This window comes from Novosphingobium sp. FSW06-99, assembly GCF_001519065.1.
Lineage (GTDB): Bacteria > Pseudomonadota > Alphaproteobacteria > Sphingomonadales > Sphingomonadaceae > Novosphingobium.
This window is the reverse complement of the sequence record NZ_KQ954253.1, coordinates 51,663-76,374: the sequence shown is the minus strand read 5'-3', so window position 1 is coordinate 76,374 and position 24,712 is coordinate 51,663. Positions and strand designations below refer to the sequence as shown.

Below are 24,712 nucleotides of genomic sequence, written 5' to 3'. Positions count from 1 at the left end.
GCAAGTAAAGTGCCGATGGTTGCCGTGTACGAAACAAAAAGACTGTTGGGGGATGATTTATGGCACGATGCAAAGACCTGGGATTTGCGGCTCTCCTGCTTGCCGGGACCAGCCTGGTCTTGCCCGAGATGGCGCAGGCCGACAGCGACGGGCCCCAGACCAGCGCGGATGCTCCCACGACGACAGGCATAAGCGATATTGTGGTCACCGCGCGCAAACGCGAGGAGTCGGCCCAGAAGACGCCGATATCGGTGCTTCTGGCTACGGGTACGGCGCTGCGCGACGCCGGTGCGGGCCATCTCGAGGATGTCACCAGCAAACTTCCGAGCATTCGTGTGACGGAAGGTGCGCTTGGTGACGAGATTTTCATCCGTGGCGTCGGTTCGGGCGCCAACAGCGGGTTCGAACAGTCGGTGGGCACTTTCATCGATGGTGTGTATTTTGGCCGTGGTCTGCAGTCGCGCAATTCGTTCCTGGATATCGAACGTGTTGAAGTCCTGCGCGGCCCGCAGAGCATCTATTTCGGCCAGAATACCGATGCCGGGGCGATCAACATTGCAACGGCCAAACCAAAGCTGGGCGAACTTAGCGGTTATGACCTGACCGCCTATGAATTCGGCACGCGCAAGGTCAGCAGCGAAGGGGCCATCAACGTTCCGGTCAGCACCGATCTGGCACTGCGTGTCGCCGGAACCATCGCGGATCAGCGCGGTTGGCAGTTGAACACCAGTCTGGGCGAACACGAACCGCGCGGTGTCCAGGGCGCCGGGCGTGTCAGTCTGCTGTGGGAACCGGATTCCACGTTGTCGGTGCTCACGCGGGTCCAATACGAGGCGTCGCATACGACGGGGCTGGCGGCGCAAGCTGTGGGATGCCCGCCGCCGGATGGTCAACCGCCTGCCGGATACTGCCTCGCCTATCTCAACACGCCTGGTGCAAACTTCAATTTCGGAACAACGCACAACGGCGGCAACGGTATTGGGCCGATCCCGTCGGATCAGGATGATTTCGACTATCTGCATAGCCTCAGCGCGAATATCACGGTCAAGAAGGACTTGCCGGGCGGCCAGCAAATCACGCTGCTGAGCGCTTACAGCGGATACAAGGATCGCCGCTCGGTGTCGGGGATGCTGCTTGCCGGGCCTTATCCCGCGCCGGGCGTGCCATTCGACAATGCCGAAAACGTGCACGAAACCTATGATCAGTTCAGCCAGGAAATACGGATCACGTCGCCATCCGGGCGGCCGGTGGAATATATTGCCGGCGCCTACTACCAGCACGACCGCCTTGACATCGTGGACGATTTTGGTGCCGCGCTGTTTGCCACCCGGCTTTCAGATCAGCTTCAGAAAGACGACACCATCTCCGGGTTTGCGTCGGTGACATGGCATGCCACCGACCGTCTGACGTTCACCAGCGGGTTGCGCTATACCAATGTGTCAAAGGGGGTGGAGCGCGATCAGATCCTGGCGGCCAATCAGGGCAACCTCGATCTTGCCCAGGCTATCCCGATGACGACGAGCAATCCGTTCTATGGCTTGTTCACGCAAGTGTTCGGGTGGAAAAATGGGACAATCATCGATCATCGCGATGATGGCGCCTGGCTTCCTTCAGTCAATGCACAATACAATCTTGCAAAGGGCGTGATGCTCTATGCGACATATTCAAAAGGTTTCAAGGCGGGCGGATTTGATGCCGAAAATGGCCAACTCAATCCCGCAACGTTCTCCTTCGCGCCCGAACATGTTGACAGCTATGAGGCCGGGGTGAAGATGGACCTGTTCGATCGCACGATGCGTTTGAACATTTCCGGATTTTTGAGCTCGTTGCACGACATCCAGGGCCAGTCGTTCGACGGTACGCTCAATTTTCTGGTAGAGAACACCGGCAAGGCCACCTCGCGCGGTTTCGAGGCGGAATGGATCTGGGAATTGACCCATTCCCTGCGTCTCGATTTCAACGGGTCCTATCTCGATGCGTACTACACCTACTTCCCGAATGCCCAGTGCACGACCGCACAGTTCGCAACGTTGACGGGTTCGCCAATCACGCATCCCGCTGCGGGCTGTTCTGAACAAAACGGCATCTTTGTCCAAAATCTGTCGGGGCATCCGCTGAATTTCTCTCCGAAATTCAGTGGGAATATTTCGCTTACGCATACCCTGGAAACGCAATCCGGGTGGAAGGTCGGCACCACGGTCGGGACGCATTTCGAAACGAGTTATTACGATACGCCCGATGACGACCCGTATTTGCTGAACGCCGGCTATGCAAAGCTGGATGCGTCGGTCCACGTTTTCACACCGGCCAGGAATATCGAACTGTCGGTCATCGGCCAAAACCTGACCAACAAGCTTACGTCGCATAGCGCCAACGATTTGCCGCTATCTGCGGGCAGCTATTACAAATTCCTGGACAAGCCGCGAACGGTGGCATTCCAGGTTCGGGTCGTGTTCTAATCCCGGTTGTCTTACCCATCGACGTCCCGGCCTATTCGCCGGGACGTTTGTTTTTGTGTGGGGGCCGGGCTTGGTGTCTAACGATCTGCGCCGTCGCCTCAAAACGGTTTGGTCGGCAGGTATTTGCCATCGAGCGTTATGATCGCACGTTGCCCGCCTTCGGGATCATCGACGACCTGAAAATCCAGTTTGAAATTGATCGCGCTGATGATGCCGTCACCGAGCTTTTCGTGAACCAGCGCTTTCAGCGTTGTACCGTAGACCAGGATCATTTCGTAAAATCGGTAAATGGTCGGATCGGTCGGCACGCCGCCCGGAATGCTGCCGCGCACTGGGACCGTCTGCAACTGGCGCACGCCATCTTCATCGAGTTCAAGCTTGTCCGCGACCACTTTCGCGGCGCTGGCCGGCAGCGGATGCTGGCCGAGCAGTGCCGCAGTAACGAAAGCGAGCGAAAGGCCTGTGCCTTCGGCAAGGGCCTCGAACGTAAGGTCTTTGCGGATTTTCGTGTCGATTATGCGGTCGGTGAGCGCTTCGCGCGCAACCTGGCTGTGCTGGGATTGAGTCATGAGTGTTCCTTCAGGGTTTGAGAGGCGAGAGAACTGGTTCAGAGTTTGACCCGAAACTCGCGAAAGTGCGAGTTTCGGGTCAAACACTCAGACGAACGCGTGCGTCGGGGACGATGTTGGGCAGGCGTGGTAGCGGTCGGCCAGTGGAATGAACTGGCTGCCAGTATCACCCAGAACATCGATCGAACCACTTGCGATATCATAGACCCAGCCGTGTAGAGACAGTCGGCCGGTTTCGAGCGCAAGGCGTACGCTTGGGTGTGTCTTGAGATTGGCGATCTGTGCGACCACATTTTCGCGGACCATCGATTCGATCTTGTCATGCAAGCTGCGGTGTTCGCGGGCCTCGTTGATGACTTTTGCGGAATCCGCGTGGCGCAGCCAGCTTGCGACAGCCGGCATACGATCAAGGCACTTGCAAGTTGCGATCGCCGTCATCGCGCCGCAGTCGGAATGGCCGCAGATCACGATATCGGTTACACCCAGTGCTGCGACAGCATACTCGATTGAGGCTGAAACGCCGCCCGGTTCGGGGCCGTAGGACGGCACGATGTTACCCGCGTTGCGGATGACGAACAGGTCACCCGGTTCCTGCTGGGTAACCAGTTCAGGGACCAGCCGGCTATCGGAACACGAGATGAACAGCGTGCCGGGGTGCTGGCTCATGGCAAGCTGTTTGTAGAGGCCGGAGCGCTGCGGAAAAGCCTCGCGGCGAAACTTGAAAAATCCGTCAATGATTGCCTGCATGGCCTCGCTCCATCTGCGATATGCACTCGATGGATGATGTATGGCCGGTCCAAGCCATAGCGTCCAAGACCGATTGGCTATAAGGTCCATTGGTATTGCCAATGGTTGGGGTTTCATGCTGCTACGCCACATTCGCTATTTTCTCGCGGTAGCCGAGCACGGCAACTTTACGCGGGCGGCTGAGACGCTGCATGTCTCGCAACCCACACTGTCGCAACAGATCAGGCAGTTGGAAGACACGCTGGGTGCGACGCTGTTTGACCGCTCTGGCCGCACGATTGTGCTCACCGATGCGGGCGTTGCGTATCTGGGCTATGCCCGTCGTGGTCTGCAGGACATTGAGGCTGGTCGCCGCGCGATCCACGACGTGCAGGACCTGTCCCGCGGCAGTCTGCGCGTTGCGGTTACGCCAACGTTTACACCCTACCTGGTCGGCAGGCTGATCGGGGCGTTCAACAGTCGTTTTCCCGGCATTGCCCTGACGGTCGACGAAGTGACGCAGGAACGCATGGAGATGCTGCTGAACGACGATGCGCTCGATGTGGGCATAGCGTTTGACGACGTGCGCTCTGCGGACATCGAAGGACAGCCGCTGCTTTGCGAAACGTTCGCGCTCATGGTGGGTAAGTCGCATCACCTCGCAAAACGCCGCGACCCAATTACGCTTGGGGACTTTGGCGAAGTAGTGCTGGTGCTGCTGAATACCGGGTTTGCGACCCGCATGCAGATCGATCGCCACTGCCGCAACCTGGGCGTTGCGCCGCGCATTGCGATCGAAGTGAACTCGGTCGGCGCGATTGTCGAGATCGTGCGCCGTGGTGGCCTGGCAACGATATTGCCGGCCGCGATTGCGCGTGCGCAGATCGGGCTGCTTACCGTCCCGCTCGATTTTGCCACGCCAACGCGAACTGCGGCGTTGTTGCAGCGAAGGGAGGCATACAGGACGGCGGCCGCACAGGCCTTTGTCGCGCTTGCACTCGAGACAGATTGGGATGCGTGAGCGTCGGCATGACGTGGCCCAATCGCCAATCTGCGCAGGCTGTCAGCCGGGCAGGGGGCTGGTAACCGGATAGACAGGCGGCCTTCCTGCCAGCACGCGAGCAACGTCGTCAAAGGCCTTGCCGACCAGCTCTGCGAACGATTGTGCCGAAAAATGCGCGGCGTGGGGCGACATGATCAGGTTTGGCGCATGCCGTAACGGGCTGTCCGCCGGCAACGGCTCTTGATCGAACGTGTCCAGACCTGCCCCGGCCAGGTGCCCATCAGTCAACGCTTGCGCCAGCGCCGTCTCATCGACGAGGCCCCCGCGCGCGACGTTGATCAGGATCGCGCCCGGTTTCATCCGGGCGATGGCCCGTGCATCGATGAGGTTGCGCGTTGCCGAAGTCAGGGGGATGTGAAGCGAGAGTATGTCGGAGCGTTCGATCAAAGTCGCGAGATCGAGGCGCTCCACCCCCTCCACCGTGACGGACGACGGTTCATGGGCCAGCACCTTGAAGCCCAGCGCCCGGGCGCGGCGCGCGACCAGCGATCCGATCCGCCCCAGCCCGATAACGCCGAAGCATTGTGCCGCAGGACGTTGAATGCCGCGCCCGCGCGCCAGGGTATCCCATTGCCCCGCTCTGACCCCGGCGTCATACCCGGGCAGGCGGCGCGAGAGCGACAGCGCCATGGCAATCGCGTGGATGCTGACTTCCTCGATGTTGGCATCGGGAACGTTGGTGACGATGATGCCCGCTGCCGCTGCGGCGGCCACATCGACGGTGTCCACGCCGATGCCAAAGCGGGTGATCACCCGGCAATTCGGCATTGCGGCGATCACGCGCGCCGTGACGGGTTCGCGCAACACCAACAGTGCATCTGCACCCGCACAATGTTCGATCATGGCCTCTTCGGTAAGGCAGGTCGGTTCGACGAGCCTGGCGCCGCTGGCCGCCAATGCGGCGATATGAGCCGGACCGGTCGGGATTATGCCATCGGTTTTGACAACGATCATGCTGCATCTCCCGACACGCGCGCTGCTGCCAGCATGGTTGCGGCTGCGCCGCCGATGAACAGCGTGTCGCTGCCGACCAGGAAAAAACGATAGCCGGCATGCGCCCAGCGACCAACATCGTCTGCGTTCTGGCGAAAGATGCCGAGCGCCTTGCCCGACCGTTTTGCCGCCTCGGCGACCCGTTCGATGGCCTGGTCGAGTTTTGCTGCACCGGCCGGACCGACCGCGCCAATCGACAGTGCAAGATCGAATGGGCCGACGAACAGCATGTCGATCCCGTCGACCGCAGCAATCTCGTCGACGCATGCCAGCCCTTCTGCGGTTTCGATCTGCACGGCCATCAGCAGGCGGTCGTTGGCCGCCGCAAGATAGGGCCCGATCGCATAGCCATAGCGACTGGCCCGCCCCGGACCCGCGCCCCGGATGCCGGCCGGTGGATACCGGCCATAGCTCGCGGCCGCACGCGCTTCCCGGGCGCTGGAAACGCGCGGAACGAGAATGGCCTCGGCCCCGGCGTCGAGCGCGGTCGCGATCCATTCGGGTTGATTGCCGGGCACGCGCACCATTGCGGCCACACGGCCGGCATCGCAGGCGCGTACCAGATCTTCGATGCGTTCGCGGTCGATCTGGCTGTGTTCGGCATCGATACACAGCACATCGAGGTGCTGGGCGGCGCATACCTCGATCGCGACCGGGTGGGGGATGGATGCAAAGCACCCGATTATCCGTTCGCCGGCCAGCAGCGTCGATTTGAGGGTCATGGCAGATACTCCGTGGCGAGTGTGGTTTGCGCGGCGGGAAGGTGGCGATCGATCAACAGAATGCCGGCCCCAAGGCCGCCAAGAACGACCATAATGACTGAAAACAGCGCTGCTGCGGGATGGTCGGCATGGGCAAGCAGCGCGCCGCTGCTCAGAATTGCAGCCACCCCGCCCAGCTTGGCGATCGTCAACGCGACACCAATTCCGGTGGCGCGGATCTCCACCGGATAGCGCAAGGCGACAAGCGCATAGAGCGATCCGGTCACAAGCCCCTGGGCGATGCCAAAGCCCGCAACCAAGGCATACAGACCTGGCCGAAACGATCTCGGCAGCACAGCGGCCTGGGTCAGAGTAATCGCCACGAACAGGCCCGAGGCGAGCAGTGCAAGGGCAAGAGCGGCCAAAGTCAGCCGCCGCGAACCGAATTGGGTGACCAGCCGCCCCGACGCAAGGGCGCCGAACAATGCCAAAGTCATATAGACCAGCAGCCCGCTCGACGCCTCTGTGAACGAGAAACCCAACCCGGTGAGGATCATCGGCAGCCAGTTGGCCAGGCCATAGGTGACGAACGACGCGGTTCCGAAACAAATTCCGACCGCGATATTGAAACGTCGCATCGCGGGTCCGCCAAGCCCTCCCCGAGACGGCGTCGGGTCTATATCTGCGACAGCCATCAGGCTGAAGCCATTGGCCCCCAGGACGGCATTGGCCAGCTTTTCCGCGCGGTCTGGCCGCTCACGGCGCACCAGAAAACGCGCGGATTCGGGAAGGCCGGCAAGCGCAACCATGCCAACCAGCAAAGTCAGCACCCCGAATGCCGCAAAGCAGCCCCTCCAGCCCAGCAACGGAAGCATCGCCGCCACGAGGACGCTGGCAAGGACGCTGCCCAGCGGTGTGCCGATGGACATCAGAGCCGCGACATTCGCACCGCGACGTGGCGGCAACCATTCCGTGCCGAGCGCAAGGGCGTTGGGCGTTGCGGCGCCAAAGCCGATCCCGCTGGCGAGGCGCAAGCACGCGAGTTCGGGCACATTCGACACCAGCGCCGACAGGCCGGTCGCCACCCCGAACAGGGCCAGGCTGGCCAGCAAGGCGGGTTTGCGGCCAATTCCGTCCCCCAGCCGGCCGCCTGCCCCGGAACCCAGCGCCATTCCTGCCAAAGCCGCCGACAGGGCGATGCCAAACGAAGCTGTGTCGATGTTCCACTGCTTGATGACGAGCGGTGAGACGATCGACAGGAACTGCAGGTCAACCCCGTCGATCATCAGGATCATCAGGATAATGGCGATGATCGTCATCTGCCGTCGCCCCGGTCGGGCAGGCACCGGCCGGGTTTCGCGCAATTCGATGCCCATTACAATTCCGCCTCTGCGCGGGCCTTGCCAGGCAGTGCGAATGTATCAGTGCAGAGTGGACGTGCCAGCAGCACCCGGAGATCCTCCATTGTCGGTGGAAGAGCCATCGCCCGGGCCGTGGTGCTAGACTGTCAGATTGCCGACAATTGCTAAAATAATCCTGACCACCAGTCGGTCAGTCGAGATAGGCGGAAAGTCCTTCGCGCTGGAGCACGCTCACGCGGGCATAGCCAATCGAGACCAGGCCTTTCGTTTCGAATTGCCGCAGGATCCGGTTTACGCTCTGGCGCGAAACACCCACGAGATCAGCGACATCCTCCTGGCACAGTCTGACCCCGGGCGGTCCATCGCCCCGATCCGGGCGATGGCTGGTAAGGTCCAGCAAAATCCGGGCCAGCCGACTTTCGGCCGAGCGCGTCATGAAGTCGTTGATATTGACGAGCACCGCGCGAATTCTCTGGCAGCTCAGGCGCGCCAGATCCTCGGTGAACGAAGGACTTGCACTGGCCAATCGGCGCCACGCCGACAAGGGAACACAGGCCAGCGCGGTTGGACCCATCGCAAGGGCATCATGGGGACGAGGGCCGCCATCGAGCACCGATATCTCGCCAAACCAGCGCCCCGTTCGGATGATCCCGTTCATCAATTGGCCACCGTCCACGGGATAGTTCAACATCCGGACCGCGCCCGAAATGATACCGTAAATTCCATCGGGATCGTCACCCAGCCGATATATGCTCTCGCCATCATGGAAATGCCTGAGGTGGGACGCACCGAGCAGCGCGCGCCGTCGCTCGGCCGGGAGTGAACCCAGCCACGGATCACCCGTAAACAGAGCTTCGATCTTGAGCTGGTCCAACACCATGGCTTTGCCTCTCGCGCGCCCGACAGCAATCGGACCAACGGCCAGAGAGGTCAAGGCGCCGTTGCCTGGGGGCATTGTTGTGCGCCGATACCCTGTGAGCTTGTGCGCTCTCGTCTGCGATGGGCCGCGGCACGCCTGCTATTTTATGAAATTATAAAGATATTTTTTGGGAGTATTGCGATGGCGAACGCGATCGATGGTGCAATCCACCGCGACAAAGCTCTCGTGCTCGGCGGTGGTGGGCCGGTTGGAAGGGCTTGGGAGGCAGGTCTTGTCAGTGGGCTCATGGCCCAGGGCGTTGCGCTGAATTCCGCCGATACCATCGTCGGTACGTCCGCTGGTGCCATCGTCGGCGCGCAGCTCGCACTCAGGCTCGACCTGACCGTTGTCGCACCGGCGGCGCCGCCTCCGCCGTTGCCCCCCGCCGCATCGAACGCATTGGCAGAGCTGGCCAAAATGACCTCTGCGGCTTGGCGTGCAGCGGACCCGGAGTCCCGGCGGCAGGCGATCGGGCAATTGGCTCTGACCGCGGCGACGCCAAGCGAAGAGCAATCCATGGCCCGGGTGGCGATCTTTTCCGGTCGGGCCTGGCCAGCCGGCCTTTGCGTGACAGCCGTCAACGCGCAGACCGGGGCGAGCGTCTTTTGGCAACAAGGTTCCGGCATCGCTCTGGATCTCGCGATCGCCGCAAGTTGTGCCCTTCCAGGCGTCTGGCCGCCGATTACGATCGGCGGCCAACGCTTCATGGACGGCGGCATCAGGAGCATGGTGAATGCCGATCTGGTGCCAGGCCATTGTGCCGTGATCGTCGTGTCATGCTTTCCGCTTGCTCCGCCCGAAGGCCTCGGCAGCGAAAGTCCGCAACCTGTGAATTCGGGCCCGATTTCTGAAATCGAGGCGCTTCGCGCAGCAGGCGCCAACGTTGACGTGATCGCGCCGGGTCCGGATTTGCTGGCGCTCACGGGCGGCGGAGCAAGGATGCTCGACCCGACCCTGGTTCCGCAAGCCTTTCAGATCGGCCTGCAACAGGCGATTGGTGAAGCAAGCCGCATTAATGCCGCGTGGATGGAAAAATAAATCACGCAGAGACGGATGACGCGCGTGGCAGTCAGGGCTTGCCGGCTATGGCGTCGTGCGGCAGAGCGCTCTCGATGATCACCGTGAAAGTCCGGATCGTCTCTTCCTCAAAACGATCGTCGGGCGGGTAGAACTGTTCCAGCCGGTTCAACCGCAGCGTGCGGTATGACAGCAGGCCATAGAGCCAGGTGAAGGCGAAGTGGATGGCCTGCTGGTCGTGGCTATCCAGCTTTCGCCCGCAGACGCGTGTGGTGCGTTCTATGAAGTGTTCGACGATCCGTGCCGCCATGTGATTGATCGGCGTCCAGCATGGATCGCCAATGATATGGCGGCGCATCGCCGAACGCAGCAGGCCGGAATGTTCGCGAAAATTGCGGATGGCACTGCGCGCCAGAACTTTGGCCAGATCGGTCATCGACAGCTCGGAATCGCGCAGATCGCGCATGGCGGTTTCCTCGCGCCGGGCCAGCATGTCTTCGACCAGAAAGGCAAAGAACCGCTCCTTGGTGCCAAAGCGGTGATAGAATGTGCCGTTGGACGTGCCGCCTTCCCTGCAGATATCGCGCACCGAAATGAGTTCGATGTCGCGTTCGTCAAGCAATCGCAGGGTCGCCTCGATCATCTTGCGCTGACTTTCGGCACTGCGATTCTGAAGCGGATGTTTACGCGGCGCCGGGCTGGGGATGCTGGTCATCGCGTTTTTAGGCCAGCATCTGCGCGCACCGTCAAGGTCGCACCTGATCGGTTGGCGCCAGATCGGCCCTGTTTCACGAGCGCTGAAAAAGCCGCTTGCGCAAAATTGGACCCGGTGATCTAATTTAAAAAAACAGACTAAATGGAGAGGGAAATGAAAACATCCGCCCACCGCGAATCGGTGCCCGAACCGGCATTTGCACCGGCAACGCCGACTGGCCGCATCGCTGGTGAATTGTTCGGCGCTGACGCACGTGGTCGCCTGAGGCTTGTGGCCCATGTCGCTGCGCTGGCGGTTGGCGTCGCCGGTGCTCCGTTGGCCTGGGCCCAGACCGCATCCCCCGCCGTGCCCTTGTCGGCGGCGTCCGCCGCAAGCCAGTCGGCGGCGTCCGCCGCAAGCCAGTCGGCGGCGTCCGCCGCATCTCCTTCGGCGGCGTCCGCCGCATCCGATGAACCGGGCAAGGGGCTGGCTGAAATCGTCGTCACTGCCGAGCGAAGGACCCAGAATCTCCAGACCGTGCCGATCGCCGCCACGGCGCTGTCGGGCGCCGCGCTGGAAAAGAAGGCGGTGCTGCGGATGGCCGATCTGCAATTTGCCTCGCCATCGCTCACGGTCAGCGACGCCGGGCTTTCCCAATCGATCAACATTCGCGGCATCGGCATCGCCAGTGGCGACCCTTCGGTTGCCAACGGTGTCGGCTATTACATCAATGGCGTGTTCCAGCCGCCGGTGCTGACGCAGGGAACGTTCTACGACATTGCCAATGTCGAAGTGCTGCGCGGGCCGCAGGGCACGCTCGTGGGTTCGAATTCCACCGGCGGCGCGGTGTTCGTAACTTCGGTCAAGCCCGAACTGGGCAAGCTGGGCGGCTATCTGCAAGGCAGCTACGGCAATTACAACGCCACCACCGATCAGGGCGCGCTCAATGTCCCGCTCACCAGCACGCTGGCCCTGCGTTTCGCGGGAAGCTACGCCCGCCACGACCCCTATCAGACCGATCTGGGGCCCTATCACAATCAGGTTGATCAGCTCGACGAACAGGAAGGTCGCATCTCGGCGCTGTGGAAGCCCGGTGACCTGCAGGTTCTGACTCACCTGGAATGGATCACGCGCAACACCGGCGGGTATGCCTATACCCCGGTTCCGGGCACGACTTATGCAACCGGATCAAACAGCAACCCCGATACGGTGGATTACAATACCCCGGTGTTCAATCACGAGAAGGGTTTCCTGGCCGACACGGAAGTGCGCTATACATTGCCCGATGGCATCGTTCTGCGCTCGCTGACCGGCTATTATAACAAACGCTTCGGCAACCAGTACGACATTACCGGCAGCGATGTGATAACAGACACCCAGAACCAGAAACTCAATTCACTGCAATACACCGAAGAATTCAATATTATTTCGCCGACCGGTGGAAACGTGAACTGGATCTTGGGCGGATACTATGCGCATAACAAGATCTCTCCCAGAATTCTGAATTACACCTCGGCGCCCACGAGTCCGACTTATATCTACGACTACAACGACAAGTTCACCACCGGGGTGTTCGGTCAGCTCAATGTCAAGCTGACCGACAAGCTTGAGCTGCAGAGCGGCCTGCGCTGGTCGCACTATACCGTCTATCAAACGGGCGAAGTCGCGATCGGCTATGGCGGGCTGTTTGGTCCCAATGGTCGCGAAGTCAGCAATCTCACCGGGTCTGAACACGATTCCAGAATGACCGGGAAAGTCGATCTCAACTATCAGATCGATCACGACAATCTGGTCTATGCCTTTGCCGCGCGCGGCTACAAGCCCGGTGGCGTCAGTTCGGCGGTGCTGACCTTCGCGCCCGAAACCGTGTGGGATTATGAAGCTGGCTGGAAATCCACCCTGCTGGATAACCACCTGCGTACGCAGGTGGGTGGTTTCTACATGAATTACAGCAATTTCCAGTTCGACTCCGTCGATCCGTCAGATGGCATCTCGGGCGTTTACAACGTTACGCATTCGACCATTTATGGCGTTGAAGGGCAGGTTCAGGCAAAAATCGACAGGTTCGATTTCGACAGTGGCTTTGCCTACGTTCATTCGCACCTGGCGCCGGTGACCATTGTCAATGAACGCTACTTGCCCGGTGGCGGGTCCTCGGCGCTGGGTCCGCAGTGCCCGGCCACACCCACCTGTTTCAACTATACGCCCTATATCGGCACGGCAGGCGGGGGGCCGAACCTCTACAGCCCGACCTGGACCTTCAATTTCGGTGCCGATTACCGTTTCAGGTTGCCGCACGACTCGGTCCTGACGCCGCGCGTAAACTATGCCTATGTCGGTTCGCAGTGGGCGAATTACTTCTATGTCACCACCACCGACTATCTGCGCGCGCATGGGGTATGGTCCGCCCTGCTGACTTATGATCTCGATCGCTGGTCGGTCGAAGGCTACGTCAACAACCTGACCAACAACCGCTATGTCACCGGGCAATGGGCCAGCAACGGAAACGATGAATTCTGGTCGGCGCCGCGCACTTATGGTGTGCGGGCGACGGTGCATTTCTGATGCTGCACAAGGGTCACGGCGGGGCAGGGGCGGTGTTTGCCGCACTTGCCCTGTCTGCAACGGCCAGCGCGAGTGCTGTGCCCTCGGCCACCTGTGGCGCACTGGCCGGGGGCGGCATCATCCCCTGGCGGGGCGATGCCGTGCGGATTGTCCAGGCGCGCTGGCTTGCGGCCGGACCGGATGGCACGATCCCGGCGCATTGCGAGATCATCGGCGTGATGCACGAACGGGTCGGGGTGGATGGTCAGCATTACGCGATCCGCATCCACTTGCGCCTGCCCGACCGCTGGAACGGGCGCTTCTTCTTTCAGGGCGGCGGGGGCAGCAACGGTGAACTCGGCGATGCACTGGGGCGCCTGGTCCCAGGTGCGCCTTCGGCCCTGAAGCAGGGCTATGCAGTGTTGTCGCAGGATTCGGGGCACGACAACGCCACCAATACGGTGCCCGACCGCGGTGGCGCGTCGGCGTTCGGTTTCGACCCCCAGGCCCGCGCCGACTATGGTGGAACGTCGTTGCCTGCGGCAACGGGGGCGGCGCTGGCGACGATCCGGCGCTATTACGGCCGCAAGCCCGCGTTCAGCTATTTCGTCGGCTGTTCAAAGGGCGGCCAGGAAGGGATGATGCTGGCACAGCGCTATCCGGCGCTGTTTGACGGCATCGTTGCGGCAGCGCCGGGCTTTGCCCTGCCGCGTGCGGCGGCGGCAAAGGCATGGGGTACGCAAGTGCTGGCCGATGTGGTGCGCCAGTCCGGCCACAGCGTGACGCCGGTGACCCTCGCCAATGCCTTTTCGGACGGCGATCTGGCGCTGCTGCAAAAGGCGGTGCTGGGTGCCTGCGACGGGCTCGATGGACTGGCAGACGGCATCATCGCCGATACCCGAGCCTGCACATCGGCACGCGTCTTGCCCGAACTTGCGCGCGTGACCTGTTCGGCGGCCAAACAGGACACCTGTTTGGCCAGTGCCCAGGTCAAGGCGCTGGTGCGGCTTCACGACGGTCCGGCCGATGGCCGGGGCCAGGTCTTTTATGCCGGATTGCCGTGGGATGCGGGCTGGGGAACGCCGGGCTGGCGGGCATGGCTGCTGGGTGATCGGGTGCATGGCATATCGGTCGGCCTGAAGATGGGCGCGCCTTCGCTGGGCGCGATCTTCACCACGCCGCCCACCGCGATCGACACGTCGACCGGCCTCGACGCTTCGCTCGCCTTCGTGCTGAATTTCGACATCGCCCGCGCCGATGCACAGATTACCGCCGTGGCCCCGCCGTTTGTGCGATCGAGTTGGCGCGATATCGGCGCGCAGTCCACCGATCTGTCCGCTTTCAGGGCGCGCGGCGGCAGGATGATCGTGCTGCACGGCGCCTCGGACCCGGCGTTTTCGCTTGCCGACACGCTGAACTGGGTCAAGGCGGTGGATGCGCGCATGCCTGGCGGGTCGCAAGGCGTGCTGCGCACATTTGCCGTGCCGGGCATGAACCACTGTGCCGGTGGCCCCGCAACCGACGAGATTCCGGCCTTTGCGGCCCTGGTCGATTGGGTCGAACATCATCGGGCCCCGCGCCGGATCATTGCGCGCGCCGGTGCGGCCAGCCCCTGGCCCGGACGCGAGCGACCGCTGTGCGTCTGGCCAGCGGCGGCGATCTATGATGGTCATGGAAATCCGGAAAAAAGCGCCAGCTTCCATTGCCGCTTGCGCACCGAATCATGATCGAAGGGGATGATGACATGACGAATTCCGTGCGCGTGGGCCATGGCGCCACACAGGCCGGGCGGCTGGTTGGCGTGGCGCTGGTCATGCTGACGCTGATGGTCGAAGGTTTCGATCTGCAGGCAGCCAATCTGGTCGGCCCCTCGATCGTCGCCGATTTCGGGATCAGCCGTTCACAATTGGGCCCGTTGCTGAGCGCCAGTCTGGTCGGCATCCTGCTGGGTTCCACCCAGGTGGCCCCGCTGGGCGACAGGTACGGACGCAAACCGGTGCTGATCGTGGCGAGCCTTGCCTATGGGCTGTTGTCGCTGGGTGCGGCCAGCGCCACGTCGATCACCCAGCTCGCCGTGCTGCGGTTCCTGATCGGGATCGGTCTGGGCGCGGTGATGCCCAACGGGCTGACCCTTGCCGGAGAGATGTTCGAAGAACACCGCCAGGCCAGCATGACCGGGCTGGTCGGCATCGGCATCACGATGGGCGGCGTGTTGGCCGGGGTCACTTCCGCCGAAATCCTGCCGCATTGGCATTGGCGCGGGGTCTTTGTGGTTGGCGGTGTGCTGCCTGTGGCAATCGCCCTGTTGCTGGCGCTGTGCTTGCGCGAGCCACCGCTTGCAGCCGATGATGTGCGGCACAAACGCGGCAGCGTGCGGGCCATTCTGGTGCCTTCGCTGCGCGCTTCGACGCTGACGGTCTGGGTGGTGTTCGCCAGCATGTCGCTGGCATTCCACCTGCTTTCAAGCTGGATCCCGCTGATGGTGGCGCGCGTCGGGCAATCGCCGGCATCGGCAGCCTGGACCACGACCGCCTTTCACGCAGGCGGCGTAAGCGGGGGGATCGTCGCCAGCCTGCTGTTGACACGCGGGCACTGGCAAACCGCTGCACTGTTCATGTCCGGGGCTTGCGTGACCATGCTGCTGCTGGGGGCATTTCCGGCCGGGCCATCCGTCAGTCTGGCGCTGTTTATCGTGGCGGGCTTTTTCGTGGCGGGCACGCTCAATGCCATCAACGGTGCGGCGGGCGGGCTCTATCCGATGGCGTCACGCGCCACGGGCCTTGGCTGGTCGCTTGGCATTGCGCGGGTGGGGTCGATCATGGGGCCGTTGGTTGGTTCGGTTGCGGCCACCGCCGGGATCGACCGCGACCATCGCTTTTTCTTTCTGCCGGTGCTGCCGCTGGCAATTGCCCTGGTGGCTTCGCTCGCGCTGGCAAGGGGCCGCCCCTCGCCCAAGGCATCGCAAGGGGGCCGGGCATGACCGCCGTACGTACCATAACGGTTCACGAAGCGGCTTTCGCGGTGTTCCGCCATTTCGGTGTCGACGCGCTGTTCGGCAATCCGGGCTCGACCGAATTGCCGATGCTTCAGGCGATGCCCGACGATATCGCTTATGTGCTTGGCCTGAACGAGGCTGTGGTGATCGCCATGGCCGATGGCTATGCGCAGGCCAGCCGACGCCCCGCGCTGGTCAACCTGCATTCCGCCGCCGGGACCGGCAACGCGCTGGGCAACTTGTTCACCAGTTTTCGCAATGGCACCCCGCTGGTGATCACCGCGGGACAACAGGCGCGCGCGCTCTTGCCGTTCGATCCATTCCTGGGGGCCGAGCGGGCCAGCGAGTTTCCGCGCCCTTATGTCAAATGGGCGCTCGAACCGGCCCGGCCCGAGGATGTTCCGGCAGCCCTTGTCCGGGCTTTTCACATGGCAATGACACCGCCCACCGGTCCGGTGTTCGTGTCGGTGCCGGTGGATGACTGGGATCGGCCTTGTGTCATGCCAACGCTTCCCGCGCTGACGCTCAGGACCGCGCCGCAAGCTGACGGCATCTCCGGGCTGGCCGCCATGCTGGATGGGTCAGGGCGACCAGCGCTGGTGCTGGGCGCCGGGGTGGCGCGCTGTGGCGGGTGGGATGATGCGATCAGGCTTGCCGAACGCATCGGTGCCGATGTGTGGACTGCACCCTTGTGCGGGCGCGAGTGTTTTCCCGAAGATCACCCGCGCTTTGCCGGATTTCTGCCCGGCTTTCGTGAACGGATCGTGGACTGCCTGGCCCCATATGACGGCATTCTCGTCGCCGGGGCGCCCGTCTTTACCTGGCACGCCGAAGGCGGGGGGCCACCATGGCCAGACCATGCGCGGCTGGGCCTGCTGAGCGACGATCCGGCGCATCTGTCGGCACTGCCGGGCGGGACGGGGGTACTCGGCGATGTCGCCTATGGGTTGTTTGCGCTGGCCGAGGTGACCACCGCGCGGGCGGCATACAGTCGCCGCGCCTTGCGGGCCCGCCCGGTGCCCGAACCGGGGATGACGCCAGCCCATATCCTGGCGCGGATTGCGCGGAACCGACCGCCCGATGCAATTCTGGTCGAAGAGGCACCGACCGCGCGCCAGGCCCTGCAGGCGGTCCTGCCGGTGATCCGGCAGGCAGGCTTTTACACGACGGCAGCGGGCGGTCTTGGCTATGCCTTGCCGGCCGCAGTCGGGGTGGCACGCGCCTGTCCCAAGACCAAGATCATCGCGCTGCTCGGCGACGGATCGGCAATGTACACCATCCAGGGCCTGTGGAGCGCCGCACAGGCCGGTGCCGATATCGCCTATGTCGTGCTCAACAACCGGCGTTATGCCGCGCTCGACAATTTTGCGGACCGCTTCGGGTTGGGCGACCTGCCGGGCACCGCCATCGAAGGCATCGATTTTGCGGCCATCGCCGCGGGCCTGGGTGTGGCGTCGCGCTGCGTTGCCGATGTGGACGGGATCGATCCGGCGTTGGCCTGGGCCTTTGCAACCACCGGCCCGACGCTGATCGAGTTCCGCATCTGACCATTCCGCTGTCGCGAAAAGGCCTGTCATGAGCGCTTATCCTTCCTTGTACATGCTGATCGACGGCAATCGCGTTGGTGCCAACGGGCGGCGCACCCATGCCGTGATCAATCCGGCTGACGGTGCCACGCTCGGCGAATTGCCGCTGGCCGATCCCGCCGATCTGGACACGGCGCTGGCCGCTGCCCAGCGCGGCTTTCGCACCTGGCGCGAGGCCCCGGCCGCCACCCGCGCCGCCGTGTTGCACGGCGCCGCCCGCCTGCTTGAAGAGCGCAAGGACGCGATTGCGCGCATTGCGACGCTCGAACAGGGCAAGCCGCTCGCCGAAACCCGGATCGAGGTCGGGATGGTCGCCAATCTGTTCGCGTTCTATGCCGGCGAATGTCAAAGGCTCTATGGGCGCGCGCTGGTGCGCCCGACGGGCACCCGCTCGACTGTCGTGCATGAACCGGTGGGTGTGGTGGCCGCATTTGCACCGTGGAATTTTCCGCTCGCCAATCCCGGGCGCAAGCTGGGCGCGCCAATCGCGGCGGGCTGTGCGGTGATCATGAAACCGGCCGAGGAAACCCCTGCTTCGGCCTTGGCGGTGGTGCAGGCGCTGCTCGACGCAGGCTTGCCCACCGATGTCGCGCAGATCGTGTTCGGCGTTCCTGACGAAGTCAGCAGGCACCTCCTGGCCAGCCCGATCGTGCGCAAGCTGTCGTTCACCGGATCGACCGCAGTGGGGCGGCATCTGGCGCGCCTGGCCACCGACAACATGCAGCGCACGACCATGGAACTGGGCGGACATGGGCCGGTTCTGGTGTTCGACGATGCCGATCTCGCACGCGCGCTCGACACGGTTGTGCCGCACAAGTTTCGCAACGCCGGACAGGTCTGTGTCAGTCCGACGCGCTTCATCGTCCAGGACGGGATTTTTGCCGCATTTTGCGACGGCTTTGTCGCGCGCGCCCGGGCGCTGCGGGTCGGTGACGGGCTGGACCATACGACCCAGATGGGCCCGATGGCCAATGCGCGCCGTCCCGAAGCGATGGACCGGTTGATCGGCGACGCAGTGGCGCGGGGCGGCCGGTTGCTGACCGGCGGAAGGCGACCTGCGGAGATGGGCGCAAACGCCGGCTTTTACTATGCCCCCTCGGTGCTGGCCGACGTCCCGATCGACGCGGCGATCATGCAGGAAGAGCCCTTTGGCCCGATCGCGATCCTCAACCGCTTTGCCGATGAGGATGCCATGATCGCCGAGGCCAATCGGCTGCCCTATGGCCTTGCCGCCTATGCCTGGACCGCCGATGCCAGGCGCCAACATCGTCTGGCCCGCGCGCTTGAGGCCGGCATGGTCGGGATCAACACGACGATGATCGCGGCAGCGGACTCGCCCTTTGGCGGGGTCAAGTGGTCGGGCCACGGCTCCGAAGACGGGATCGAAGGTGTGCTCGCCTGCATGGTGACCAAGGCCGTGCACGAAGGATAAGGGATTGAACCATGACTGATGACCTCAAGACCGGCGGTGGACAGGGCTATCTGCGGATTGCCACCGAGGAAGCGTTTGCCACGCGCGAACAGATCGACATCTATCTGCGCATGATCCGTGACGGCGTGGCCGACAAGGGCATGGTCAGCCTATGGGGGTTTTACGCCACCAGTCCCTCGCAGCGCACCACCGAGATTGTCGATCGGCTGCTGGATCTTGGCGCACAACGGATTGCCCACATGGATGCCACCGGCATCGACAAGGCCGTGCTTGCGCTCACGTCGCCCGGCGCGCAGCCGCTGACCGACCTTGGCGAAGCAAAGGGCCTGATCACCCGCGCCAACGACCATCTTGCCGATGCCTGCGCCAGATATCCCGACCGTTTCATCGGCATGACCGCGCTTGCCCCGCAGGACGCCGACTGGTCCGCCAACGAGATCCGTCGCGGCGCGCGCGAACTGGGTTTCAAGGGTGTTCAGATCAACAGCCATACGCAAGGCCACTATCTCGACGAAGACCGCTTTGACCCGATCCTGCGCGCACTCGTCGAGGAAGGGCAAGTGCTGTATATCCATCCCGCCACCCCGCCCGACGCGATGATCGAACCGATGCTGGAAGCCGGGCTGGACGGGGCGATCTTCGGATTTGGCGTGGAGACGGGGATGCATCTGCTGCGTATCATCACCAGCGGGGTGTTCGATCGCTATCCCGATCTTCAGATCATGGTGGGCCATATGGGCGAGGCGCTGCCTTATTGGCTGTACCGGCTCGATTACATGCATCAGGCCGGGGTGCGATCGCAACGCTATGAACGCATGAAGCCGCTGCACAAAACCATCGCCGAATATATGCGTTCCAACGTGCTGATCACGTGTTCGGGGATGGCGTGGGAACCGGCCATCCGCTTTTGCCAGCAGGTCGTGGGTGAAGACAGGGTGCTTTATGCCATGGACTACCCCTATCAATTCGAACCCGACGAAGTTCGCGCGCTTGATGCCATGGCAATTTCCGCAGACGTGAAAAAGAAATTCTTCCAGACCAATGCCGAGCGGTGGTTTGGCCTGGATCTGTAGGTAAAAATTCTTGGAAACTGAGCGATTTTGAGTCCAGTTTGGTAAATTGATCTCCAATTTGTTTCAGATATGCCAAATATACCTCTCTCCAGCTCCGAAGCCCACAACGCATTCTACGGCCGGTGGAGTGATCGGTCGCAGGCTGCCGGGCGCGCGCCGGGCTGATTGTGGCGCGCCTGTCATATCGAATTTCAATATCAGGGATTGACCTGGCCCTCGCTTAAAATTATCGATCCCCGATATTGTACATATCGGAGATCGATAAAATGATCGCGAATCTGCGCCGTTGTATGGATCGCCTCCGGCGTGAAACATGCGTCATCGCGATCGGCTGTGTGCCGGCTGCCGGGCAGATGGCCCCATGTTGAGCAAAGCGAGTGATCCGCTGTTGCGCTGGACGCGATTGCTGCTGGTGATCGCCTTGATCATCTTTGGTGTGTCGGGTGTTGCCGCTTTGGTCGCCCTGTTGCCGTTATGGCTGTTCGAGGCTCGTGTGCTGGTCTGGCTGTCGGCGCACTCCGATGGGCCGCAGGTGGCTGGCGAAGCACTGTTTTCGATCGGTTTCACGCTGATCGGGATCGCGGTCATCAATGGCCTGAGCGCCCAGTTCCTGCGCAAGCTGATCGCGATCATCGATTCAGTGGGGCAAGGTTCTCCCTTCATCCCACAGAATGTGGACCATTTGCGGGTCATGGGCTGGCTGGCGCTGGCCACGCAGGCGATGGGGCTGGTTGGTTTGCCGTTGGGCGCATGGCTGCGGCACGCCCTGGCCAACAAGCACATTTTCGTGCCGTTTTCGCTCGCAGGGCTGGTCACCGCGCTCTTGCTATTCATCCTGGCCCGGGTTTTCGAGCATGGCACTCGGTTGAGCGAAGACGTCGAGGGCACGGTGTGATGGTCGACGAGCCCTCTCGCATCGTGGTCAAGCTCGATGACTTGCTCCATGCCCAGCGGATGACGCTGACCGAACTGGCGGAACGCGTCGACATCACGCTTGCCAATCTGTCGATCCTCAAGACCGGCAAGGCCAAGGCCATCCGGTTCTCGACGCTGGAAGCGATTTGTCGTGAACTCAGGTGCCAGCCAGGTGACTTGCTTGGCTATGCAGGTGAAACGTCATGATGACCCGTTGCGGGCAGAGGCGCATCCTGCTTGGCATGACCTTGCTGCTGTGCGGATGCGCGGCGGGGCCCAATTACGCTCCGCCGCAGGGCACTGCATTGGCGGTGCCGGCGCAATACACGCTCCATCTCGCGCCGGGCGCTCCGGTTGATCTTGCGGTATGGTGGAGTCAGTTCAACGACCCGCTGCTGACCGACCTGATTGCACGCGCGACCGCAGCCAATCTCGACATCGCCGTGTCTGCGGCGCGCCTGCGTCAGGCGCACGAATCCTTGATCCAGGCGCACGCGGCGCAATTGCCCACGCTGACCGGATCGGCTGGCGAAACCCACACCGCAGAATATGCCAAGGCGGCAGTCGTTGGTGGTATCCCGCAACTGGCTGAAAACCAGGCGTTTGATAGCCTTTCTGCGGGTTTGGCCGCTTCGTGGCAGGCCGATGTGTTTGGTGGCAATCGGCGCTCTGCCGAAGCAGCGCGGGCCAGTATGGCTTCGTCCCTGTTCAACCTTGTTGCGGTGCGCACCTCGGTTGCGGGCGAAGTGGCGACAAATTATATCGACGCCCGGCTGGCGCAGGCGCGGCTTGCCATCGCACGCGATACCTTGCGCACCCAGGACGACAATCTCGACATTGCCACCTGGCGGTTGCAGGCGGGGTTGGCGTCTTCGCTCGACCAGGAACAGGCCCGTGCCCAGCGCGCGCAGACAGCGGCGACCATCCCGCCCTACGAAACTGCCTTTACCACCGCGGTGAATCGGATCGGGGTCCTGACCGGGCAAGCGCCGGGAGCGTTGCGCGCTGCGCTTGAGGTGCCCGGACCGATCCCTGTTGGGCCTGACGGTGTGGCGGTTGGCATTCCCGCCGATACGCTGCGTCAGCGACCTGACGTTCGCGCTGCCGAACGTGATCTTGCCACCGCGACCGCGCAGATCGGGGTGGCGCAAGCGCAACTTTACCCGGCGCTGACGCTGACCGCCAATCTCACCAGCCAGGGCAGCCATTTCACCGGGCTGACGGATCTTGTCACCAGCACACTGTTTGCCGGTCTGGCACAAACGATTTTCGATGGTGGTCGGCTGCGTTCGCAGGTTCGGGCGGCCCGGGCCAATGCCGATGCTGCCTTTGCAACCTACAAGCACACAATCCTGTCCGGGTTGGAGGATGTCGAAAACGGCGTCCAGGCGCTGGAATCTGCCAAACGCGAGCAGACCGCGCTGGCCGTTGCGCGCGATGCATCCAACAATGCCGCAATCATCGCGCGCAGCCAGTATCGCTCCGGGCTGACCGATTTTGTCACACTGACCCAAAGCGAGCAGACTTTGCTGTCGGCGCGCGACCAGCTTGCAGCCGCGCAAGCCGCGCAGGCCAGCGCATTGGTCCAGCTTTACCTCGCCCTGGGCGGCGGATGGCAGCCTGATCCACCATTGCACAATGGAAAGCCCTTATGACCGACGCCACAATCGCGGAATTTCTGGGAGAAAGCCTGGCGCCTCCCCGGCGGCGCTGGCGCAAATGGGGTTTGATCGCGCTTGGCCTGGTTGGGCTGGCAGCGTTGGCTTACGCGCTGTTTGGCGGCCGTGTGGCACCGAAATATGCGACGGCTGCCGTCAAGCGGGGCGACCTGGCGGTGACCGTCTCGGCGACGGGCAACCTTGCTCCGACAAACCAGGTCAATGTCGGGTCCGAGGAATCGGGCATTGTGGTGAACGTGTTTGTTCAGAACAACGACCATGTGAAAAAGGGCCAGCCTTTGGCACAGCTTGACCCGACGCTGTTCCGTGCCGCGCTGATGCAGAATGAGGCGCAATTGCTGTCGGCACGCGCGAGTGTTGCACAGAACCAGGCGACGCTCGACCAGTCGTCCGTGACGCTGCGTCGGTATCAGGAAGTGGCTCGGCTGTCAGGGGGCAAAGTGCCTTCGCAGACCGAACTCGATACCGCACTCGGCGATCATGCCCGCGCAGTGGCCAATTTGAAAGCGGCCAAAGCGCAAGTTGCACAAGCCGAGGCAACACTGTCGACCAGCCGCACCAATCTGGCCAAAGCGACCATCTATGCCCCGGTTGATGGCGTGGTGCTGTCGCGTCAGGTCGAGCCGGGGCAGACCGTTGCGGCGGCGTTCAACGTGGCAACGTTGTTCACGATCGCCGAAGACCTCACCGCGATGAAGCTGGACGTCAAAGTCGACGAAGCCGATATTGGCGAGGTAGCGGTCGGCAACAGTGCAACATTCGCGGTCGATGCCTATCCCGGCCGGGCCTTTGCGGGTGCGGTCACGCGAATCGATCTGGGCGCCAATGCCACACCAACGGTCAACAGTGCCGGCACCACCACCAGTTCGACCAGCACGGTGGTGGCCTATACCGCGGTGCTGGCGGTCAGGAACCCGCAATTGCTGTTGCGCCCCGGAATGACCGCGACAGCCGCCATTCTGGCCAAGTTGGAACGCAACCAATTGCTGGTGCCCAATGCCGCACTGCGCTTTACCCCCGAAAGCGGCATGGAATCCGGCGGGGTCCAGATCGGCCCCAAACCTGGCAGCGGCGGATTCGGTGTGGCCGGACAGAACAAGACCGCCACAATCGGACGTGGCAGCCATCAGACCGTTTATGTGCTGGCGGCCGATGGTGCGCTGCGTCCGATCGAGGTCACCATCGGCAGCACCAATGGTGCGTTGACCGCTGTTTCCGGCCCCGGCTTGAGACCGGGTATGCAGATCGTCACAGGCCTTCTGGCGGCGACCGCGACATGATCGGGCCAGGCCAAGTACCGCTTATCAGCCTCGTGGGCGTGACCAAGCGTTTCGGCACGGGTGAAGCGGCATTTCAGGCACTCAAGGGGGTCAATCTCGATATCCTGCGCGGTGATTTCATGGCGGTGATGGGGCCGTCAGGCTCGGGCAAGTCAACCACGATGAATATCCTCGGTTGCCTCGATGTGCCGAGCAGCGGTTCGTTCGTGTTTCAGGGCCATCATATCGAAAATCTCGGGCGCGATCAGCGCGCGTTGCTGCGCCGTCGTCATCTCGGCTTTGTGTTCCAGGGCTTTAATCTGCTCGCGCGCACGAGTGCGTTGGAAAACGTCGAGCTGCCATTGCTCTATCGCGGCGAAGACAAGCGGGCACGGCACACCATGGCGATGGCCGCGCTTGACAAAGTTGGCCTGGCGCCGTGGGCCAGACATACCCCGGCCGAGCTATCGGGCGGGCAGCAGCAGCGCGTTGCCATTGCCCGCGCCATCGTGACTGAACCGGCCGTCTTGCTGGCCGACGAACCGACCGGCAATCTGGATAGCGAACGATCGATCGAAATCATGGAATTGCTGACCGATCTCAACCGCAACAGCGGCATTACCGTGCTGATGGTGACGCACGAGCCTGAAATGGCCTCGTATGCTCGCACCATTGTCCATTTTCGTGACGGGATGGTGGATCGCATCGAACGGAAAGCAGCATGACC

At 62.5% G+C, this 24,712-nt stretch carries 22 protein-coding genes, 1 tRNA gene and 1 pseudogene; 16 read left to right on the top strand and 8 right to left on the bottom strand.

Annotated features, from left to right (window positions below):
• Positions 1 to 59: 59 nt before the first annotated feature.
• Positions 60 to 2,459, top strand: a complete 2,400-nt coding sequence (locus tag AQZ49_RS05185; RefSeq protein WP_082701526.1) for a TonB-dependent receptor — start codon at positions 60 to 62, stop codon at positions 2,457 to 2,459.
• 98 nt (positions 2,460 to 2,557) lie between these two features.
• On the opposite strand, the gene cynS is transcribed toward AQZ49_RS05185, so the two are convergent.
• Positions 2,558 to 3,115 (bottom strand): cyanase, encoded by a 558-nt coding sequence (cynS, locus tag AQZ49_RS05180; RefSeq protein ID WP_231738874.1) that lies wholly within the window; start codon positions 3,113 to 3,115, stop codon positions 2,558 to 2,560.
• Positions 3,116 to 3,775: a carbonic anhydrase gene (locus AQZ49_RS05175; protein ID WP_067613676.1), complete on the bottom strand. Its 660-nt coding sequence runs from the start codon at positions 3,773 to 3,775 to the stop codon at positions 3,116 to 3,118.
• Positions 3,776 to 3,890: 115 nt separating this feature from the next.
• Between AQZ49_RS05175 and cynR the strand changes: the two genes are divergently transcribed.
• Positions 3,891 to 4,775: a transcriptional regulator CynR gene (gene cynR, locus AQZ49_RS05170; protein ID WP_067613674.1), complete on the top strand. Its 885-nt coding sequence runs from the start codon at positions 3,891 to 3,893 to the stop codon at positions 4,773 to 4,775.
• Positions 4,776 to 4,817: 42 nt separating this feature from the next.
• Here the strand turns inward: cynR and AQZ49_RS05165 are convergent, their stop codons facing one another.
• The 4 genes from AQZ49_RS05165 to AQZ49_RS05150 all read right to left on the bottom strand — a co-directional run bounded on the left by AQZ49_RS05165 (position 4,818) and on the right by AQZ49_RS05150 (position 8,752).
• Positions 4,818 to 5,771, bottom strand: coding sequence for a C-terminal binding protein (locus tag AQZ49_RS05165; protein WP_082701525.1), 954 nt, complete (start codon positions 5,769 to 5,771; stop codon positions 4,818 to 4,820).
• Positions 5,768 to 6,532 (bottom strand): HpcH/HpaI aldolase family protein, encoded by a 765-nt coding sequence (locus AQZ49_RS05160; protein ID WP_067613672.1) that lies wholly within the window; start codon positions 6,530 to 6,532, stop codon positions 5,768 to 5,770. The genes AQZ49_RS05165 and AQZ49_RS05160 overlap by 4 nt, the downstream gene beginning before the upstream one ends.
• On the bottom strand, positions 6,529 to 7,887 hold the full coding sequence (locus tag AQZ49_RS05155; RefSeq protein ID WP_067613670.1) for an MFS transporter: 1,359 nt from the start codon (positions 7,885 to 7,887) through the stop codon (positions 6,529 to 6,531). The genes AQZ49_RS05160 and AQZ49_RS05155 overlap by 4 nt, the downstream gene beginning before the upstream one ends.
• Positions 7,888 to 8,062: 175 nt before the next feature.
• Positions 8,063 to 8,752, bottom strand: a complete 690-nt coding sequence (locus AQZ49_RS05150) for a Crp/Fnr family transcriptional regulator (protein WP_067613668.1) — start codon at positions 8,750 to 8,752, stop codon at positions 8,063 to 8,065.
• A gap of 180 nt (positions 8,753 to 8,932) precedes the next feature.
• Between AQZ49_RS05150 and AQZ49_RS05145 the strand changes: the two genes are divergently transcribed.
• Positions 8,933 to 9,829 (top strand): patatin-like phospholipase family protein, encoded by an 897-nt coding sequence (locus AQZ49_RS05145; RefSeq protein WP_067613667.1) that lies wholly within the window; start codon positions 8,933 to 8,935, stop codon positions 9,827 to 9,829.
• 31 nt (positions 9,830 to 9,860) lie between these two features.
• Here AQZ49_RS05145 and AQZ49_RS22510 read toward each other — a convergent pair whose 3' ends face one another.
• Positions 9,861 to 10,523 (bottom strand): TetR/AcrR family transcriptional regulator, encoded by a 663-nt coding sequence (locus AQZ49_RS22510; RefSeq protein WP_067613665.1) that lies wholly within the window; start codon positions 10,521 to 10,523, stop codon positions 9,861 to 9,863.
• Between the two features lie 137 nt (positions 10,524 to 10,660).
• Positions 10,661 to 11,185, bottom strand: a complete 525-nt coding sequence (locus AQZ49_RS22720) for a hypothetical protein (RefSeq protein WP_231738870.1) — start codon at positions 11,183 to 11,185, stop codon at positions 10,661 to 10,663.
• Here AQZ49_RS22720 and AQZ49_RS22960 point away from each other — a divergent pair.
• The 13 genes and pseudogenes from AQZ49_RS22960 to AQZ49_RS05085 all read left to right on the top strand — a co-directional run.
• Positions 11,091 to 11,288 (top strand): annotated as a pseudogene (locus tag AQZ49_RS22960) (hypothetical protein); the annotation flags it as partial. The gene AQZ49_RS22720 and the pseudogene AQZ49_RS22960 sit on opposite strands and share 95 nt — an antisense overlap.
• Positions 11,246 to 11,346 (top strand) — tRNA-Gly (locus AQZ49_RS22135). The pseudogene AQZ49_RS22960 and the gene AQZ49_RS22135, both read left to right, overlap by 43 nt.
• Positions 11,322 to 13,067, top strand: a complete 1,746-nt coding sequence (locus AQZ49_RS05135; protein ID WP_197410931.1) for a TonB-dependent receptor — start codon at positions 11,322 to 11,324, stop codon at positions 13,065 to 13,067. Before AQZ49_RS22135 ends, AQZ49_RS05135 begins: the two co-directional genes overlap by 25 nt.
• Complete coding sequence (locus AQZ49_RS05130; RefSeq protein ID WP_067613661.1) at positions 13,067 to 14,773, top strand: tannase/feruloyl esterase family alpha/beta hydrolase; 1,707 nt, start codon at positions 13,067 to 13,069, stop codon at positions 14,771 to 14,773. The genes AQZ49_RS05135 and AQZ49_RS05130 overlap by 1 nt, the downstream gene beginning before the upstream one ends.
• Before the next feature lie 17 nt (positions 14,774 to 14,790).
• Positions 14,791 to 16,026 carry an MFS transporter gene (locus AQZ49_RS05125; RefSeq protein WP_197410930.1) on the top strand — a complete coding sequence of 412 codons (1,236 nt, stop codon included), beginning with the start codon at positions 14,791 to 14,793 and terminating at the stop codon, positions 16,024 to 16,026.
• Positions 16,023 to 17,588, top strand: a complete 1,566-nt coding sequence (mdlC, locus tag AQZ49_RS05120; RefSeq protein WP_067613657.1) for a benzoylformate decarboxylase — start codon at positions 16,023 to 16,025, stop codon at positions 17,586 to 17,588. Before AQZ49_RS05125 ends, mdlC begins: the two co-directional genes overlap by 4 nt.
• 28 nt (positions 17,589 to 17,616) lie before the next feature.
• Entirely contained in the window at positions 17,617 to 19,059 is a 1,443-nt protein-coding gene (locus tag AQZ49_RS05115) for an NAD-dependent succinate-semialdehyde dehydrogenase (RefSeq protein ID WP_067613655.1), read from the top strand.
• Between the two features lie 11 nt (positions 19,060 to 19,070).
• Positions 19,071 to 20,132 carry an amidohydrolase family protein gene (locus AQZ49_RS05110; RefSeq protein ID WP_067613653.1) on the top strand — a complete coding sequence of 354 codons (1,062 nt, stop codon included), beginning with the start codon at positions 19,071 to 19,073 and terminating at the stop codon, positions 20,130 to 20,132.
• Positions 20,133 to 20,445: 313 nt separating this feature from the next.
• Positions 20,446 to 21,027, top strand: coding sequence for a DUF2975 domain-containing protein (locus AQZ49_RS05105; RefSeq protein ID WP_082701522.1), 582 nt, complete (start codon positions 20,446 to 20,448; stop codon positions 21,025 to 21,027).
• Positions 21,027 to 21,254: a helix-turn-helix domain-containing protein gene (locus AQZ49_RS05100; protein WP_067613649.1), complete on the top strand. Its 228-nt coding sequence runs from the start codon at positions 21,027 to 21,029 to the stop codon at positions 21,252 to 21,254. The genes AQZ49_RS05105 and AQZ49_RS05100 overlap by 1 nt, the downstream gene beginning before the upstream one ends.
• On the top strand, positions 21,251 to 22,702 hold the full coding sequence (locus tag AQZ49_RS05095; RefSeq protein WP_231738867.1) for an efflux transporter outer membrane subunit: 1,452 nt from the start codon (positions 21,251 to 21,253) through the stop codon (positions 22,700 to 22,702). The genes AQZ49_RS05100 and AQZ49_RS05095 overlap by 4 nt, the downstream gene beginning before the upstream one ends.
• Entirely contained in the window at positions 22,699 to 24,006 is a 1,308-nt protein-coding gene (locus AQZ49_RS05090) for an efflux RND transporter periplasmic adaptor subunit (protein ID WP_067613645.1), read from the top strand. Before AQZ49_RS05095 ends, AQZ49_RS05090 begins: the two co-directional genes overlap by 4 nt.
• On the top strand, positions 24,003 to 24,710 hold the full coding sequence (locus tag AQZ49_RS05085) for an ABC transporter ATP-binding protein (protein ID WP_067613643.1): 708 nt from the start codon (positions 24,003 to 24,005) through the stop codon (positions 24,708 to 24,710). The genes AQZ49_RS05090 and AQZ49_RS05085 overlap by 4 nt, the downstream gene beginning before the upstream one ends.
• Positions 24,711 to 24,712: the final 2 nt, after the last annotated feature.